The sequence below is a fragment of the Enterobacter cloacae complex sp. IR5458 genome (assembly GCF_049238025.1).
Lineage (GTDB): Bacteria > Pseudomonadota > Gammaproteobacteria > Enterobacterales > Enterobacteriaceae > Enterobacter > Enterobacter kobei.
On sequence record NZ_JBMKIF010000003.1, the window covers coordinates 46731 to 63018 of the forward strand.

Annotated in this window: 14 protein-coding genes and 5 tRNA genes; 3 read left to right on the top strand and 16 right to left on the bottom strand. The window is 55.8% G+C overall.

Going from position 1 to position 16288, the window contains the following annotated elements; translation table 11 throughout:
* Window positions 1-106 precede the first annotated feature (106 nt).
* The 3 genes from emrA (at window position 107) to leuA (ending at window position 4649) form a co-directional block, all read left to right on the top strand.
* Window positions 107-1279 (top strand): multidrug efflux MFS transporter periplasmic adaptor subunit EmrA, encoded by a 1173-nt coding sequence (emrA, locus tag ACOTYN_RS03085; RefSeq protein WP_014884968.1) that lies wholly within the window; start codon window positions 107-109, stop codon window positions 1277-1279.
* Window positions 1280-1295: 16 nt separating this feature from the next.
* Window positions 1296-2843, top strand: a complete 1548-nt coding sequence (emrB, locus tag ACOTYN_RS03090; RefSeq protein WP_014884969.1) for a multidrug efflux MFS transporter permease subunit EmrB — start codon at window positions 1296-1298, stop codon at window positions 2841-2843.
* A gap of 150 nt (window positions 2844-2993) precedes the next feature.
* Window positions 2994-4649: a 2-isopropylmalate synthase gene (leuA, locus tag ACOTYN_RS03095; protein WP_014884970.1), complete on the top strand. Its 1656-nt coding sequence runs from the start codon at window positions 2994-2996 to the stop codon at window positions 4647-4649.
* Here the strand turns inward: leuA and ACOTYN_RS03100 are convergent.
* The 16 genes from ACOTYN_RS03100 to ACOTYN_RS03175 form a co-directional block, all read right to left on the bottom strand.
* Window positions 4636-5400, bottom strand: coding sequence for an AraC family transcriptional regulator (locus tag ACOTYN_RS03100; RefSeq protein ID WP_014884971.1), 765 nt, complete (start codon window positions 5398-5400; stop codon window positions 4636-4638). The genes leuA and ACOTYN_RS03100 overlap by 14 nt on opposite strands.
* A 53-nt stretch (window positions 5401-5453) precedes the next feature.
* Complete coding sequence (gene luxS / locus ACOTYN_RS03105; RefSeq protein ID WP_014884972.1) at window positions 5454-5969, bottom strand: S-ribosylhomocysteine lyase; 516 nt, start codon at window positions 5967-5969, stop codon at window positions 5454-5456.
* Window positions 5970-6121: 152 nt separating this feature from the next.
* Window positions 6122-7666, bottom strand: coding sequence for a glutamate--cysteine ligase (gene gshA, locus ACOTYN_RS03110; RefSeq protein ID WP_014884973.1), 1545 nt, complete (start codon window positions 7664-7666; stop codon window positions 6122-6124).
* An 83-nt stretch (window positions 7667-7749) separates the two neighbouring features.
* Entirely contained in the window at window positions 7750-8178 is a 429-nt protein-coding gene (locus ACOTYN_RS03115; RefSeq protein ID WP_014884974.1) for a YqaA family protein, read from the bottom strand.
* Window positions 8175-8741, bottom strand: coding sequence for a fructose-1-phosphate/6-phosphogluconate phosphatase (yqaB, locus tag ACOTYN_RS03120; protein WP_071922950.1), 567 nt, complete (start codon window positions 8739-8741; stop codon window positions 8175-8177). Before yqaB ends, ACOTYN_RS03115 begins: the two co-directional genes overlap by 4 nt.
* A gap of 257 nt (window positions 8742-8998) precedes the next feature.
* Window positions 8999-9075 (bottom strand) — tRNA-Arg (locus ACOTYN_RS03125).
* Window positions 9076-9104: 29 nt separating this feature from the next.
* Window positions 9105-9181, bottom strand: a tRNA-Arg gene (locus tag ACOTYN_RS03130).
* Between the two features lie 29 nt (window positions 9182-9210).
* A tRNA-Arg gene (locus ACOTYN_RS03135) sits at window positions 9211-9287 on the bottom strand.
* A gap of 64 nt (window positions 9288-9351) precedes the next feature.
* A tRNA-Arg gene (locus ACOTYN_RS03140) sits at window positions 9352-9428 on the bottom strand.
* A gap of 4 nt (window positions 9429-9432) precedes the next feature.
* Window positions 9433-9525: transfer RNA gene (locus tag ACOTYN_RS03145), tRNA-Ser, on the bottom strand.
* A gap of 342 nt (window positions 9526-9867) precedes the next feature.
* Window positions 9868-10053, bottom strand: a complete 186-nt coding sequence (gene csrA / locus ACOTYN_RS03150; RefSeq protein WP_000906486.1) for a carbon storage regulator CsrA — start codon at window positions 10051-10053, stop codon at window positions 9868-9870.
* 241 nt (window positions 10054-10294) lie between these two features.
* A complete protein-coding gene (gene alaS, locus ACOTYN_RS03155; protein ID WP_023331147.1) occupies window positions 10295-12922 on the bottom strand; it encodes an alanine--tRNA ligase in 2628 nt (875 codons plus the stop codon).
* Window positions 12923-13053: 131 nt separating this feature from the next.
* Entirely contained in the window at window positions 13054-13554 is a 501-nt protein-coding gene (gene recX, locus ACOTYN_RS03160) for a recombination regulator RecX (RefSeq protein ID WP_014884977.1), read from the bottom strand.
* 68 nt (window positions 13555-13622) lie between these two features.
* Window positions 13623-14681: a recombinase RecA gene (gene recA / locus ACOTYN_RS03165; RefSeq protein ID WP_014884978.1), complete on the bottom strand. Its 1059-nt coding sequence runs from the start codon at window positions 14679-14681 to the stop codon at window positions 13623-13625.
* 89 nt (window positions 14682-14770) lie between these two features.
* Window positions 14771-15268: a nicotinamide-nucleotide amidase gene (gene pncC / locus ACOTYN_RS03170; RefSeq protein ID WP_023331148.1), complete on the bottom strand. Its 498-nt coding sequence runs from the start codon at window positions 15266-15268 to the stop codon at window positions 14771-14773.
* A gap of 130 nt (window positions 15269-15398) precedes the next feature.
* A complete protein-coding gene (locus ACOTYN_RS03175) occupies window positions 15399-16277 on the bottom strand; it encodes a metal ABC transporter substrate-binding protein (protein WP_032635721.1) in 879 nt (292 codons plus the stop codon).
* Window positions 16278-16288: the final 11 nt, after the last annotated feature.

Sequence of the window (16288 nt, forward strand, 5' to 3'; positions counted from 1 at the left end):
TCCAGATTCATAAGAAAACCGACAGGCCAGCACGTCACACTGCTGGCCTTTCTGACAACAGGTCGGCTCAGCCGATGTGAAAATAAGAAGATCGTGGAGAACAACAATGAGCGCAAATGCGGAGAGCACTAACCCGCAGCAACCGGCCAACAAGAAAGGCAAACGTAAAAGTGCCCTTCTTCTGTTGACCTTGCTCTTTATTATTATTGCCGTGGCATATGGGATCTATTGGTTTTTAGTATTGCGTCATGCTGAAGAGACAGACGACGCCTACGTGGCAGGGAACCAGGTACAGATTATGGCGCAGGTGTCGGGCAGCGTGACGAAAGTCTGGGCTGACAATACCGACTTTGTGCAAAAAGGCGATGTGTTGGTCACCCTCGATCCGACTGACGCGCAGCAGGCATTTGAGAAAGCCCAGACCGCGCTGGCCTCCAGCGTTCGTCAGACCCGCCAGCTGATGATCAACAGCAAACAGCTGCAGGCCAATATCGACGTGCAGAAAACGGCACTCGCACAGGCGCAGAGCGACCTCAACCGCCGCGTACCGCTCGGCACCGCCAACCTGATTGGCCGTGAAGAGCTGCAACACGCCCGCGATGCCGTTGCCAGCGCTCAGGCGCAGCTGGATGTGGCGATTCAACAGTACAATGCCAACCAGGCAATGGTGCTGGGCACCAGCCTTGAAAACCAGCCCGCCGTGCAGCAGGCGGCAACTGAAGTGCGTAACGCATGGCTAGCCCTACAGCGAACCAAAATCGTCAGCCCGATGACCGGCTATGTCTCCCGCCGTTCCGTTCAGCCAGGGGCGCAGATCAGCCCGACCACGCCGCTGATGGCGGTCGTTCCGGCAGACAATCTGTGGGTAGACGCTAACTTTAAAGAGACGCAACTTGCCCATATGCGTATCGGCCAGACCGCGACGGTTGTCAGCGACATCTACGGCGATGACGTGAAGTACACCGGGAAAGTGGTTGGCCTGGACATGGGTACCGGCAGCGCCTTCTCCCTTCTGCCTGCGCAGAACGCCACCGGTAACTGGATCAAAGTGGTTCAGCGTCTGCCTGTGCGTATTGAACTGGATGCAAAACAGCTGGCGGATCACCCGCTGCGTATCGGCCTCTCAACGCTTGTGACGGTTGACACCGCGAACCGCGACGGTCAGATCCTGGCAAGCCAGGTGCGTAGCAGCCCGGCTTATGAAAGTAACGCCCGTGAAATTAGCCTCGATCCGGTCAACAAGCTGATCGATGACATCGTGAAGGCAAACGCCGGTTAATCCGAAGGTGAGCGTTATGCAACAGCAAAAGCCGCAAAAACCGCTGGAAGGCGCGCAGCTGGTCATTATGACCATTGCGCTGTCGCTGGCGACATTCATGCAGGTGCTGGACTCCACCATCGCAAACGTGGCGATCCCGACCATCGCCGGTAACCTTGGCTCGTCGCTGAGCCAGGGGACCTGGGTCATTACCTCATTCGGGGTGGCAAACGCCATCTCCATTCCGATCACCGGCTGGCTGGCAAAGCGCGTCGGTGAGGTGAAGCTGTTCCTGTGGTCTACGGTGGCGTTTGTGCTGGCCTCCTGGGCATGCGGCATGTCAAACAGCCTGACGATGTTGATTTTCTTCCGCGTCATTCAGGGGATTGTCGCCGGGCCGCTGATCCCGCTTTCCCAGAGTTTGCTGCTGAGCAACTATCCCCCTGCGAAACGCTCCGTCGCGCTGGCGCTCTGGTCAATGACCGTGATCGTCGCGCCTATCTGCGGACCCATTCTCGGCGGATACATCAGCGATAACTATCACTGGGGCTGGATCTTCTTCATCAACGTACCGATTGGGGCCGTCGTGGTATTAATGACGCTGCAATCGCTGCGGGGACGAGAGACGCGCACCGAACAGCGGCGTATCGACAGCATCGGGCTGGCGCTGCTGATCCTGGGTATCGGTAGCCTGCAGATCATGCTCGACCGGGGTAAAGAGCTCGACTGGTTCAACTCGCAGGAGATCGTCATCCTGACCATTGTCGCGGTGGTGTCGCTCAGCTTCCTGATTGTCTGGGAGCTGACGGACGACAACCCGATAGTCGATCTCTCGCTGTTTAAGTCGCGAAACTTCACCATCGGCTGTCTGTGTATCAGCCTCGCCTATATGCTCTATTTCGGCGCGATTGTTCTGCTGCCACAGCTGTTGCAGGAGGTGTATGGCTATACCGCAACCTGGGCGGGGCTGGCGTCTGCACCTGTTGGAGTGATCCCGGTTCTGCTGTCGCCGATCATTGGCCGCTTCGCCCATAAGCTCGACATGCGTCGTCTGGTGACGTTCAGCTTCATCATGTACGCGGTGTGCTTCTACTGGCGTGCGTATACCTTCGAGCCAGGAATGGACTTTGGCGCCTCGGCGTGGCCGCAGTTTATTCAGGGCTTCGCGGTCGCGTGCTTCTTTATGCCGCTAACCACCATCACGCTCTCCGGCTTACCCCCTGAGCGTCTGGCGGCGGCGTCGAGCCTGTCGAACTTCACCCGAACGCTGGCGGGCTCCATCGGGACGTCGATCACCACCACCCTGTGGACGAACCGTGAATCGATGCACCATGCCCAACTGACCGAAGCGGTGAATCCGTACAACCCGAATGCCCAGCAGATGTACAGCCAGCTGCAGGGCATGGGGATGACGGAGCAGCAGGCATCCGGCTGGATTGCCCAGCAGATCACCAGCCAGGGACTGATTATCTCGGCTAACGAGATTTTCTGGATTTCGGCAGGGATCTTCATCGTCCTGCTGGGGCTGGTGTGGTTTGCCAGACCACCGTTTGGTGCCGGTGGCGGGGGCGGTGGCGCGCACTAGTCCTCTGCGGCGGTTGCCGGGTGGCGGCTACGATAACCGGGCCGCCATCCGCAGGCCCGGTTGTCCAAAACGCGATAGCAATTGTCATTTCCGATAAAGCAGCGCGCCTGAAATCTCGTCACGATAGTGAAAAGACAACAGGAGCGCACCATGCTGAACACACCCGCAGACAAATACACGCCTTACCCTACTCTCTCTCTGCCCGATCGCCGCTGGCCGGAGCAGCGCATCACCCGCGCGCCGCGCTGGCTCTCAACCGACTTACGCGACGGCAACCAGGCGCTGGCCGAGCCGATGGACAGCGCCCGCAAGCTCCAGTTTTGGGATCTTCTGCTGAGTTGCGGCTTTAAGGAGATTGAGGTCGCCTTTCCTTCCGCCTCACAGACGGACTTCAACTTTGTTCGCCAGCTGATTGAAGAGAACCGCATCCCGGATGACGTCACCATTCAGGTGCTCACGCAGGCGCGGGAAGATCTGATCGTCCGCACCTTTGAGTCCCTGCGCGGCGCAAAGCAGGCCACGGTACATCTTTATAACGCCACCGCCCCGCTGTTCCGTCGTCTGGTGTTTGGCATGGAGAAGGCGCAAATCGTCGAGCTGGCTACGCGCTCCACCCGCCTTATTCGTCAGCTGTGTGAAGAGAACCCGGATACCCACTGGCAGTATGAATATTCACCGGAAACCTTCTGTTTTACCGAGCCGGAGTTTGCGCTGGAAATTTGTGAGGCCGTGGCAGAGATCTGGCAGCCGTGCGATGCGCGTCCGATGATCATCAACTTACCGGCCACCGTTGAAGTCAGTACGCCAAACGTCTATGCCGATCAGATTGAATATTTCTGCCGTCACTTCAGCCGCCGCGCCGACGTCTGCATCAGCGTGCATCCGCATAACGACCGCGGCACCGGCGTCGCCAGCGCGGAGCTGGCCGTCATGGCCGGGGCTGACCGCGTCGAGGGCTGTCTGTTTGGTAACGGCGAGCGGACGGGCAACGTCTGCCTGGTGACGCTGGCGATGAACCTCTACAGCCAGGGCGTTAGCCCCGACCTGGACTTTAGCGATATGAACCGGGTGGTGGAGGTGGTGGAAACCTGCAACCAGCTGCCGGTACACCCGCGCCATCCGTGGGCAGGACGGCTGGCCTATACCGCCTTCTCCGGTTCGCACCAGGACGCGATCAAAAAAGGCTTTGATGCCCGCAAGCCTGGCGAGCGCTGGGAGATGCCCTACCTGCCTGTTGACCCTCAGGATATCGGCTGCACCTATGAAGCGGTGATCCGCGTGAACAGCCAGTCAGGGAAAAGCGGTAGCGCGTGGCTTATCGAGCAAAATCATGGGCTGAAACTGCCCCGCGCCCTGCAGCAGGATTTCAGCCAGCACGTGCAGCAGGAAACCGACCGCCACGGAAAAGAGATGACGCAAAATGCACTGTGGCAGCTGTTCCGCACCCGCTACGGTCTGGTGGAAACACCGCAGTTTGCGCTGCAATCGTACCGCAGCGACAGTCAGCAGGATGGCCAGCTGCGTTTAACGGCAAGCGTCGCAACGCAGGGGGGGACGCGTCAGCTTGAGGGACACGGGAATGGCTTGCTGTCCGCTGCCGCTCATGGCCTGAGCCGCTGGATTAACGCGCCGTTTGTAATTAAGGATTATCACGAACACACGCTGGGTGAACGCAGCGACAGCCGCTCGGTGGCATACATTCGCTGTCTGTTCCAGGACGGTACCAGCCGCTGGGGCGTAGGCATTGATAGCGACGTTGCACGCGCATCGCTTCAGGCGCTCTTTAATGCGGTCAGTCGTTCTTAAAATAATCGCTGGGTGAGATACCCATCACCCGGCGGAACATGGCCGTAAAGGCGCTGTGGCTGCCGTAACCCAGATCCAGCGCCACACCTAATACCGGCTGGCCCTGCGCCAGCCGCACTAAGGCTTCCAGCAGCCGCGCCCTTCTCACCCACTCGCTGTAGCGTAATCCCGTCTGCTGCTGAAAATGACGATTCAGCGTGCGCTCGCTCATGCCAAGCGCGCTCGCGCTCTGTTGACTGTTCCAGCTCTCTCCTGGCGACTGACGGATCTGTCGGCACAGCTGGCGTAACGGTTCACTTTCCGGCTCCGGCAGATGAAACGGCAGCACCGGCATGATGCGAAGCTCATCCAGAATGAGTTCATACACGCGCTCGTCACGGCTTCCCGGTGAGTACGATTCAGGCAGTGAGAGGGCGGAGAGGATCAGCTCGCGCAACAGGGGCGAGATCTGCACGATCTGGCACGTGGCCGGGAGATCGGCTCGCGCCAGTGGATCGATAAACAGCGTTCGCGCCGCTACGCTACCGGTGATGCGCAGGGCGTGTTGTGTCCCCGCAGGAAGCCAGACGCCGCGTCCGGGGGGTACCACCCAACAGCCAGATGCCGTTTCAACCCGCACGACGCCCGTCAGGCTGTGCAGCAACTGCGCGCAGTCGTGCTGGTGCCATGGCTCACTGTCGCCATGAACGTAATCATGGGCAAACGGAACAAGGGGACGATGGGTAAAGGAGAACGTTGAGGTTGTGGTCATGGGCTAAACAACCCTCACCCTACCCTCTCCCGGAGGGAGAGGGAAAAGGTGCACTAGATGTGCAGTTCCTGCAGTTTTTCTTTCGGCAGGGCCAGCTCTTCGTTGCTGTTCACGCGAACATCACGCTCGATGATGTGACGAGCGATGTCCTGCGCTTCTTCCAGAGAGTGCATCTGGTAAGTCCCGCACTGGTAAACGTTCAGCTCTGGGATCTGGTTCTGCTCTTTCACCTTCAGCACGTCTTCCATGGCTGCTTTCCACGCGTCTGCAACGCGTTTCTCTTCCGGCTGACCGATCAGGCTCATGTAGAAACCGGTACGGCAGCCCATCGGAGAGATATCGATAATCTCAACGCCGTTACCGTTCAGGTGGTCGCGCATAAATCCGGCGAACAGGTGCTCCAGCGTGTGAATGCCTTTCTCTGGCATCACTTCTTTGTTCGGCACGCAGAAGCGCAGATCGAAGACGGTGATCGTGTCGCCGTGCGGGGTGTGCATGGTCTTTGCCACGCGGACTGCAGGTGCTTCCATACGGGTATGGTCGACAGTAAAGCTATCTAATAACGGCATACGTCACCTCCGATAGTGATTTTTTTTAAAATAAACTGAACTCTTCTACACAATGCGCGTCTGAGTATATGAAAGACGCGCATTTGTTATCATCATCCCTGAATTCAGAGATGTATATTTTGGCCACAGCGATGTGGCCTTTTTCTTTTGGTTCAAGCCTGTTTCGCCAGAAACGCTTCAAACGACTCCGTATCCGCCGCTTCAACTTCTTTCTGACGCACCACGGACGCATCGCGTTCTGCTTCAAAATCCGCTTCGCGCAGGATCTCTAATGGCTCCTGCATCAGCATCTCACGGTACTCCGCGGAGAGTGCACGCCCGGTACCACCAATGCCCTGATCAATCATAGAACGCAGAATGCGTGCTGAGAATGTCAGTTCCGGGTTATCGAAGCACTCTACCAACTGGTCGCAGATCTGTTGGTAGGCGTCGCCGCCGTCAATGCTGTCCAGAGTCCGGGCAACACGCTTCAGGTCACGGAACAGATCTTTACCCACTTTGGTCAGCGGGAACTGTGCCGTTTCGCAGCCAATACCCAGCGTCAGACCCGGCTTACGCCCTTCCAGAATCACGCGATTCCAGTTTGTACGGGTGCAAAGCAGTTCGTCTGCACTCATTTCCGGCGCATCCGCCAGCGCACACCAGACCATAAACAGATCCAGGAAGCGAACCTGCTGCTCATCAACGCCAATCGGTGAGAACGGGTTGATATCCAGCGAACGTACTTCAATGTATTCAATGCCGCCGCGCTGTAGCGCATCCGACGGGGTTTCACCGCTGCGCGTTACGCGCTTAGGACGAATCGGCGCATACAGTTCGTTTTCAATCTGCAACACGTTGCTGTTGATTTGCAGGCGTTTGCCGTCTTTTTCGAGGCCGATTTTCGCGTACTCTTCCGACGGGGTTTTGATCGCCCGCTTCAATCCTGCCACATATTCGTGCAATTCGTTAAACGTAATACCGAGATTGCTTTGCGATTTATTGGTATAGCCCAGATCGCTCATGCGAAGAGACGTCGCGTACGGGAGATAGTACATGCCGCACTCAGTCTTTTCGAACGGCAGCGTGGTGGGTTTCCCCTGCAGGAACGAAGAGCAAATGGCAGGTGACGCGCCAAAGAGATACGGGATCACCCAGCCGAAACGGTAATAGTTGCGGATCAGACGGAAATACCCGGCTGAGATCGCTTCTTTGTCCGTTTCTCCCCCTTTCGCCTGCCAGAACGCCATCGGCAGCGAGAAATTGTAGTGCACGCCAGATATGGTCTGCATCAATGCGCCGTAGCGATTTTTCAGACCTTCACGATAGAGCGTTTTCAGCCGACCGATATTTGACGTGCCGTACTGCGCCAGCTCAATCTCCTGGCCCTGTTCGATATAGCACGGCATGCTGAGCGGCCACATACGCTCGTCACCAAGATTGCGCGCCGTATAGCGATGAATATCGCGCAGGATTGTCAGCATGTGATCAATATCGCCGTCCACCGGCGTGATGAACTCCAGCAGCGCTTCAGCGAAATCGGTTGTGATCCATTTATGTGTCAGCGCCGAGCCTAACGCCTTCGGGTGACCCGTCGTCGCTAAGCTACCGTCCGCGTTAACGCGCAGCGTTTCACGCTCAAGACCACGCTGAATACCCTTCAGAGCCTGAGGGTGGTTTTCCAGCCAGGCCAGCGCCTGAGATACGTCCGGGATCAAATTGACCTCCCGCCTGTCAAAGTAATGTTACTCAGCATAATTGTAATGGTTGACGATTGAAGGTCGCGTATTCATTCCACCAATTAGTGCCACCACGTCATACCCTGTAGTGTTGCCCACGCCACGAGAACATAGCGCAACGCCTTGCCAAGGCACAAAAAAAAGAGCACCGGTCCCCAGGAGATGCGCATCCATCCCGCCAGCAGACACAGTAAATCGCCTATTACAGGCATCCAGCTTAATAACAGCGTGGCAGCGCCATAGCGTTTTAGCCAGCCAACTGCCTTTTCCTGCCAGCGCGACGTTTTGCGCAGCGGAAAGAAACGCCCAAGAATAACGTTAGTCAGCCCTCCAAGGCTATTACCCATTGTTGCTATTAATACAAGTAGCCAGGGCTGACTGACGCCGGACAACAACATCGCCACCAGCACCACTTCCGAATTTCCCGGTAACAGCGTGGCGCTTAAAAAACTGCTGGCGAATAATGAGGCAAGTGACAATGCGTCACTCACAGTAAGCGCACATCCACCGCATCCATTCCGGCATCACGTGCGGCCTGGATACCAAAATCGGCATCCTCAAACACGACGCATTTTGCCGCCGGTACGCCCATTAATTCTGCGCAGAGCAGGAAGGTGTCCGGTGCTGGCTTGTGACGCTTAACATGATCGGCAGCGACGACAGCTGAAAAATAGTGGCGCAGGCCAAGATGGTTGAGCAAGGCTTCTGCAATCGCGCTCTCGCTGCCCGTGCCGACAGACATAGGGCGACGTCCGTGCCACGCTTTAACCACGTCGATAAGGGGTAAAGGTTGTACGGTGTCTAACAGTATGGCTTTAACCGCATCGGTTTTTTCGCGCGCGAGCAGGTAGGGGTCGAGATCGGCCTGATTCAGTTCAATCACGGCCTGCGCAATACGCCAGGTTGGGGATCCGTTGAGGGCTATCATCGTCTGCAGGTCGAAACGCATACCGTAGCGGCCCAGGACCTCGGTCCAGGCTTGACGATGCGTGGGTTCGGTATCCAGCAGGGTGCCATCCATATCGAAGATCAAACCGTCATACTGTGCGTACATCGTGCTCTCGCTAAACGATTAACAAAGCATTACTTTATCGTAAATGGTGGTTTTTGTCGCTGATTGCGAAGTGATAACAATGAGAGTGATTAAGAACTAAACATCGAAGGGGACGATAAGAAGAGATGGTGCATCCGGGAGGATTACTCGGCTACGCCTCGCCCTACGGGCCGTTGCTGAAGCACGTTATCCTCCCTGGTGCTTGCGTTTAACTCGCAGACCTTGAAACAACAGTATGGCTGTTATCTCGGAGAATATGGTGCATCCGGGAGGATTCGAACCTCCGACCGCTCGGTTCGTAGCCGAGTACTCTATCCAGCTGAGCTACGGATGCATCAGGGAAATGCTTTTAGAAACAGTAAATGGTGCATCCGGGAGGATTCGAACCTCCGACCGCTCGGTTCGTAGCCGAGTACTCTATCCAGCTGAGCTACGGATGCATCAGGGAACTGCTTTCAGAAATAGTAACTGGTGCAGCCGGGAGGATTCGAACCTCCGACCGCTCGGTTCGTAGCCGAGTACTCTATCCAGCTGAGCTACGGATGCATCGGGATTTACTACTGTACTGCTCGATATTCATATCACTTCGAAAGCAATATGAAGTAATAGATGGTGCATCCGGGAGGATTCGAACCTCCGACCGCTCGGTTCGTAGCCGAGTACTCTATCCAGCTGAGCTACGGATGCAAAATGGCGGTGAGGCGGGGATTCGAACCCCGGATGCAGCTTTTGACCGCATACTCCCTTAGCAGGGGAGCGCCTTCAGCCTCTCGGCCACCTCACCACACAACGCCTCTTTCGAGTGCTCCGAGTAACTCGTTAAGAGCTTCTCGTCGCTGCGTGGCGCATATATTACTTTCTGGGACTTATAAGTCAAACAATTTTCCAAAAGCTTTTATCGTTTGCACAAATCACACGCAATTCGCATGTAAAACCCGCAAAGAGGGTGTTTTATAAGCGGATTTTGCATCGAACTTCTCAAAAAAGGTTTGTAGAAAGGGTGGGGTTGGGGCGCGTTAAGAATAGTAGAGTGGTTAAAAAGAGAGCGGTTGAAATGAAACGGTAACGTTGAGCAGGAAAAATGACAGGAGGGTTGCGTCTCGCCCGACAGCGAGACGCGACAATATCAGTAACTGGACTGCTGGGATTTTTCAGCCTGGATACGCTGGTAGATCTCTTCACGGTGGACAGATACTTCTTTAGGAGCGTTAACACCAATACGTACCTGGTTACCCTTTACCCCTAAAACTGTCACGGTGACCTCATCCCCAATCATGAGGGTCTCACCAACTCGACGAGTCAGAATCAGCATTCTTTGCTCCTTGAAAGATTAAAAGAGTCGGGTCTCTTGTATCCCGGCATTATCCATCATATAACGCCAAAAAGTAAGCGATGACAAACACGTAAAGTGTAAGCAGTCACGGCATCACATTCTGTTAAACGTAAGTTTAGCCGATATACACAAACTCAACCTGACTTTATCGTTATCGATAGCACAGTGAACAAGACGCCATAACGTTGCCGCTATGGCGTCTGATTGTGCTTTGTAGTTATTACAGTTTCGCGCTCACCCAGCTTTCTACGCTGGCCAAAGCTTGCGGAAGTGCCGCCGCATCCGTACCACCGGCTTGCGCCATGTCCGGACGACCGCCTCCCTTGCCACCCACCTGCTGGGCGACCATACCAATCAGTTCCCCTGCTTTTACGCGGTCGGTCACATCCTTAGAGACGCCCGCAATCAGAGAAACCTTACCTTCTGCCACTGTCGCCAGCACGATAACGGTAGAACCAAGCTGGTTCTTGAGATCGTCGACCATAGTACGCAGCATCTTAGGCTCAACGCCCGCCAGATCGCTGACCAGCAGTTTGACGCCCTTAATGTCTACCGCTTTGCTGGAGAGGTTTGCACTCTCCTGCGCCGCAGCCTGTTCTTTCAGCTGCTGGAGCTCTTTTTCCAGCTGACGGGTTCGCTCCAGCGCAACACGCACTTTCTCGCCCAGATTCTGGCTATCGCCTTTCAGCAGCTGCGCGATGTCGTGAAGCTGATCGCTCTGCGCATGCAGGCTGGCAATTGCGCCTTCACCGGTTACCGCTTCAATACGACGCACGCCAGCCGCCGTACCCGACTCGGAAACGATTCGGAACAGGCCGATGTCACCGGTGCGCGATGCGTGAGTACCACCGCACAGTTCGGTCGAGAAGTCGCCCATGCTCAGTACGCGAACACGTTCGTCATACTTCTCACCAAACAGCGCCATCGCACCTTTTTTCTTCGCGTCCTCGAGGTCCATGATATGGGTCTCGATCGGCAGGTTACGACGGATCTGAGCGTTCACCAGATCCTCCACCGCACGGATTTCCGACGGTTTCATCGCTTCAAAGTGCGAGAAGTCGAAACGCAGCACTTTGTCATTAACCAGAGAACCTTTCTGTGCAACATGGGTGCCCAGCACGTCGCGCAGGGCAGCGTGCATCAGGTGGGTTGCAGAGTGGTTCAGACGAATACGCGCACGGCGTGCTTCATCAACATTCGCCTGCACGCCCTCGCCCACTTTCAGCGAACCGGAAACCAGTTTGCCCTGGTGACCAATCGCCTGACCGAATTTCTGGGTGTCGCTTACGCTGAAGCTGAAACCATTGCCTTTCAGTTCGCCCTTATCGCCAACCTGGCCGCCGGACTCAGCGTAGAACGGCGTTTTGTCCAGAATGACAACCGCATCCTGACCTGCACTGATGCTGTCTACGGCTTTACCGTCAACAAACAGGGCGGTCACTTTACCGGTCAGTTCCAGTGCGTCGTAGCCTTTGAATTCAGACGCGCTATCAACGCGGATCATCGCGTTGTAGTCTGCGCCGAAACCGCTGGATTCACGCGCACGACGACGCTGTTCTTCCATCGCGGCTTCGAAGCCCGCTTCGTCAACTTTGATGTTACGCTCACGGCAAACGTCCGCCGTCAGGTCAACCGGGAAGCCGTAGGTGTCGTACAGGCGGAAAGCGGTTTCGCCATCCAGCGTGTCGCCCTTCAGTTTTGCCAGTTCTTCATCCAGCAGCGCCAGACCGCGCTCCAGCGTACGGGCAAACTGCTCTTCTTCGGTTTTCAGAACCTGCTCGACCTGCGCCTGCTGGCGTTTCAGCTCGTCACCGGCTGCACCCATCACGCCAATCAGTGGCCCAACGAGTTTGTAGAAGAAGGTGTCCTTCGCGCCCAGCATGTTGCCATGACGGATCGCACGACGAATGATACGACGAAGCACGTAGCCACGGTTTTCATTCGACGGGATTACGCCGTCGGCAATCAGGAACGCACAGGAACGAATGTGGTCTGCAATCACGCGCAGCGATTTGTTGTTCAGATCGGTCGCACCGGTCACTTCCGCAACGGCTTTGATCAGGGTGCTGAACAGGTCAATTTCGTAGTTGGAGTTAACGTGTTGCAGCACGGCGGCAATACGCTCCAGGCCCATACCGGTATCAACGGACGGTTTCGGCAGCGGCTCCATGGTACCGTCTGCCTGACGGTTGAACTGCATGAAGACGATGTTCCAGATCTCAATATAGCGATCGCCGTCTTCTTCCGGGCTGCCAGGAGGTCCACCCCAGATGTGGTCGCCGTGATCGTAGAAGATCTCGGTGCACGGACCGCAAGGACCGGTATCACCCATCTGCCAGAAGTTGTCAGACGCGTATGGCGCGCCTTTGTTATCACCGATGCGAATAATGCGCTCGCGCGGGATACCGACCTCTTTTTCCCAGATTTCGTAGGCTTCGTCATCGGTTTCATAGACGGTAACCCACAGACGCTCTTTCGGCAGGTTGAACCAGTTTTCACCGGTCAGCAGTTCCCACGCATATTGAATGGCATCGTGTTTGAAATAGTCGCCGAAGCTGAAGTTACCCAGCATTTCGAAGAACGTGTGGTGACGCGCGGTGTAACCGACGTTTTCCAGGTCGTTGTGTTTACCGCCCGCACGCACGCAACGCTGTGAGGTTGTGGCGCGGGAATAATTACGCTTGTCGAGACCAAGGAACACATCCTTGAACTGGTTCATCCCGGCGTTGGTAAACAGTAAAGTCGGGTCGTTGTTCGGTACCAGGGAGCTGCTGGCAACAACCTGGTGTCCCTTACTATGGAAAAAATCGAGAAACGCCTGACGGATCTCAGCGGTGCTCTTGCTCATAATTATCCTGAAATCAAGCTAACGAAATGTCGCAGCCAGCCTGTATCGATAAACCGTTGGACAGACCAGCTACTGGAAAAAGTGGGAATAAGATAAGTTTTCTTTGGTGGGAAGTAAAATCCCGCATGCGTTCAATCCACAAAATTGCGCCAGATATCCTGAATATCTTCCATCAGAAAGCCGCGGTAGAGCAAAAAGCGCTGGATTTTGACTTTATCTGAAAAATCACGCGGCAGCGGTTCGCCGTACTTTCGAATCGCCTGCTCTTTCGCCAGTTCACACCAGTCTGTGTCGCATTCACGCATCGCTTTTTCAATCGATTCCCGGGCAACCCCTTTCTGATTCAGTTCCTGGCGGATGCGTGCAGGACCGTAGCCTTTACGTCCGCGGCTGGCGAGAAAGCGGGCGGCAAAGCGTTCGTCATCGAGGTAATGATGTTCATAGCACCAGGCAACCACGCGGTCATAATCTTCGGCAGTGGCATCAATCTCTTCCGGCCCGTTTTTGCTCATGACAGGCGCTGACAGTTTTCGTCTTAGCTCCTGTTCGCTGTGGTCACGCACGGCAAGTATACGTACGGCACGGTCCAGCAAGCGCGAGTAGGCGGGTCGGCGTGTGGTCGGTTCACTCATATAAAACCTGCAGATTCAGAAATGCAAAAAGGGCCGCATCAGCAGCCCTTCATCTTTACACGAGAGACTTAAAAGTCTTCGTTGGTTTCTTCAGCATCCGCAGCATCCACCACGAAATCAGGTTTAGAGTCCTGGTTGCTCAGCAGAAGCTCACGCACCTTCTTCTCAATCTCTTTCGCCGCAGCCGGGTTCTCTTTCAGCCAGGAAATCGCATTCGCTTTACCCTGACCAATTTTGTCACCGTTATAGCTATACCAGGCGCCCGCTTTTTCAATCAGCTTCTCTTTCACGCCCAGGTCAACCAGCTCACCGAAGAAGTTAATCCCTTCGCCGTAGAGGATCTGGAATTCAGCCTGTTTGAACGGTGCGGCGATTTTGTTCTTCACAACCTTCACGCGCGTTTCGCTACCAACGACGTTTTCACCCTCTTTCACCGCGCCGATACGGCGGATATCCAGACGGACAGAGGCGTAGAATTTCAGTGCGTTACCACCGGTTGTGGTTTCCGGGTTACCGAACATCACACCAATTTTCATACGGATCTGGTTGATGAAGATCAGCAGCGTGTTGGACTGCTTCAGGTTACCTGCCAGCTTACGCATCGCCTGGCTCATCATACGTGCCGCGAGGCCCATGTGAGAGTCGCCGATTTCACCTTCGATTTCCGCTTTTGGCGTCAGTGCAGCAACGGAGTCGACCACGATAACGTCAACAGCACCAGAGCGCGCCAGCGCGTCACAAATTTCCAGCGCCTGCTCACCGGTGTCCGGCTGAGAACACAGCAGGTTGTCGATGTCCACGCCCAGTTTACGCGCATAAACAGGATCCAGCGCGTGCTCGGCATCGATAAACGCACAGGTTTTACCTTCGCGCTGTGCCGCAGCAATCACCTGCAGCGTCAGGGTGGTTTTACCGGAGGACTCTGGCCCGTAGATCTCTACGATACGGCCCATTGGCAGACCGCCCGCGCCCAGCGCGATGTCCAGAGAAAGCGAACCGGTGGAGATCGTTTCAACATCCATGGTACGGTCTTCACCCAGGCGCATGATGGAGCCTTTACCGAATTGCTTTTCGATCTGGCCCAGTGCTGCCGCCAACGCTTTCTGTTTGTTTTCGTCGATAGCCATTATTACTCCTGTCATGCCGGGAGAAGCGACTGTGCTTCACCGTGGATTTCTGTTCTGTTGGTGCAATTATACTGTATAGTCATACAGTATCAAGTGTTTTGTAGAAATTGTTGCCAGAGCGTTTTTAACGCATATTCCGTTGCCTGACGACGCACGCTTTCACGATCGCCGCTAAAGCACTCCCGGCGAGTGATCCCTTCACCTTTCGAGGTCGCAAAACCAAACCAGACGGTGCCTACGGGCTTCACGTCACTGCCGCCGTCCGGGCCCGCGATGCCGCTGATTGAAATCGCGTAATCTGCCCGCGCCTCTTTTAGCGCGCCAATGGCCATCTCGATCACCACCGGCTCGCTGACCGCGCCGTGCTGTTCCAGCGTGGATTCGCGCACGCCAATCATCTGTGCTTTAGCTTCGTTACTGTAGGTCACAAAGCCGCGTTCAAACCAGGCGGAACTGCCGGCAATATCGGTAATCGCTTTCGCCACCCAGCCGCCGGTGCAGGATTCCGCGGTGGTAAGGGTCGCCCCGCGTTGCTTAAGCGCCAGTCCGACTATCTCGCTAAGCTGCATCAATTCATGGTCAGTCATTCTCGCTCCAGGCTTCAGAAAAACGTGCAGCACAAGATAGCACTTTCTCGTCAAATATGGGGATGCGCTTCGGGTTTTACGAGGGGGCTTCAGAAAAAAGCCGATGCGGGCGCACCGGCTATGGGGGAGGTTATTTCATACTGTCAGCGAGGGTGTTCACGTTGTGGCGAAATGCCTTAACGTAGGTATCAGCAACCCCACCTTTTGCCGACAGGGCTTCCGGGTAAAGTTCGCCTCCCGGCTGCGCGCCTGTCGCCGTCGCAATTTGCTTCACCAGACGCGGATCGAGCTGGTTTTCCATAAACCAGGTTTTCACGCCATCGGCTTTGATCTGATTGATAATCTCAGCGACCTGCGCTGCGCTGGCCTCGCTCTCTGAAGAGAGCCCTTGCGGTGCCATGAAGGTGACGCCATACGCGCGGCTAAAATAGCCGAATGCGTCATGGCTGGTCAGCACGTTACGTTTTTCCTGTGGGATCTGGCTAAAGCGGGTTTTGGCCCAGCCGTCCAGTTGCGTCAGTTGCGCGATATACGGCTGGCCTGAAGCCTCCAGTGCCGCTTTATCCTCTGGATCTGCTTTCACCAGCCCGTTCAGAATATTTTGTGCATACAGCGCACCGTTCGCCGCGCTATTCCAGGCATGCGGGTCGGTCACGGTCTTTCCATCTTCCTCGAGCGTGTGCGTTTTTACCCCGGTTGAGGCCACAACCAGCTGCCCTTTGAAACCGGAGGCTTTCACCAGACGGTCGAGCCACCCTTCCAGCCCCAGGCCGTTGACCACCACCACGTCAGCCTTGCTCAGCGCCGCGCTGTCTTTAGGTGACGGTTCGAAGGTATGCGGATCGCCGTCCGGCCCGACCAGCGTCGTCACGTTCACATGGTCGCCGCCCACTTCCTGCGTAATATCTCCCAGTATCGAAAAGCTGGTCACCACATTCAGCGTTTTCGCCATCACGCCGTTCGACAGCATACCCAGCGCAAGCGCCATCACTAATCCTGTAAGTTTCATCGTTTCCCCTT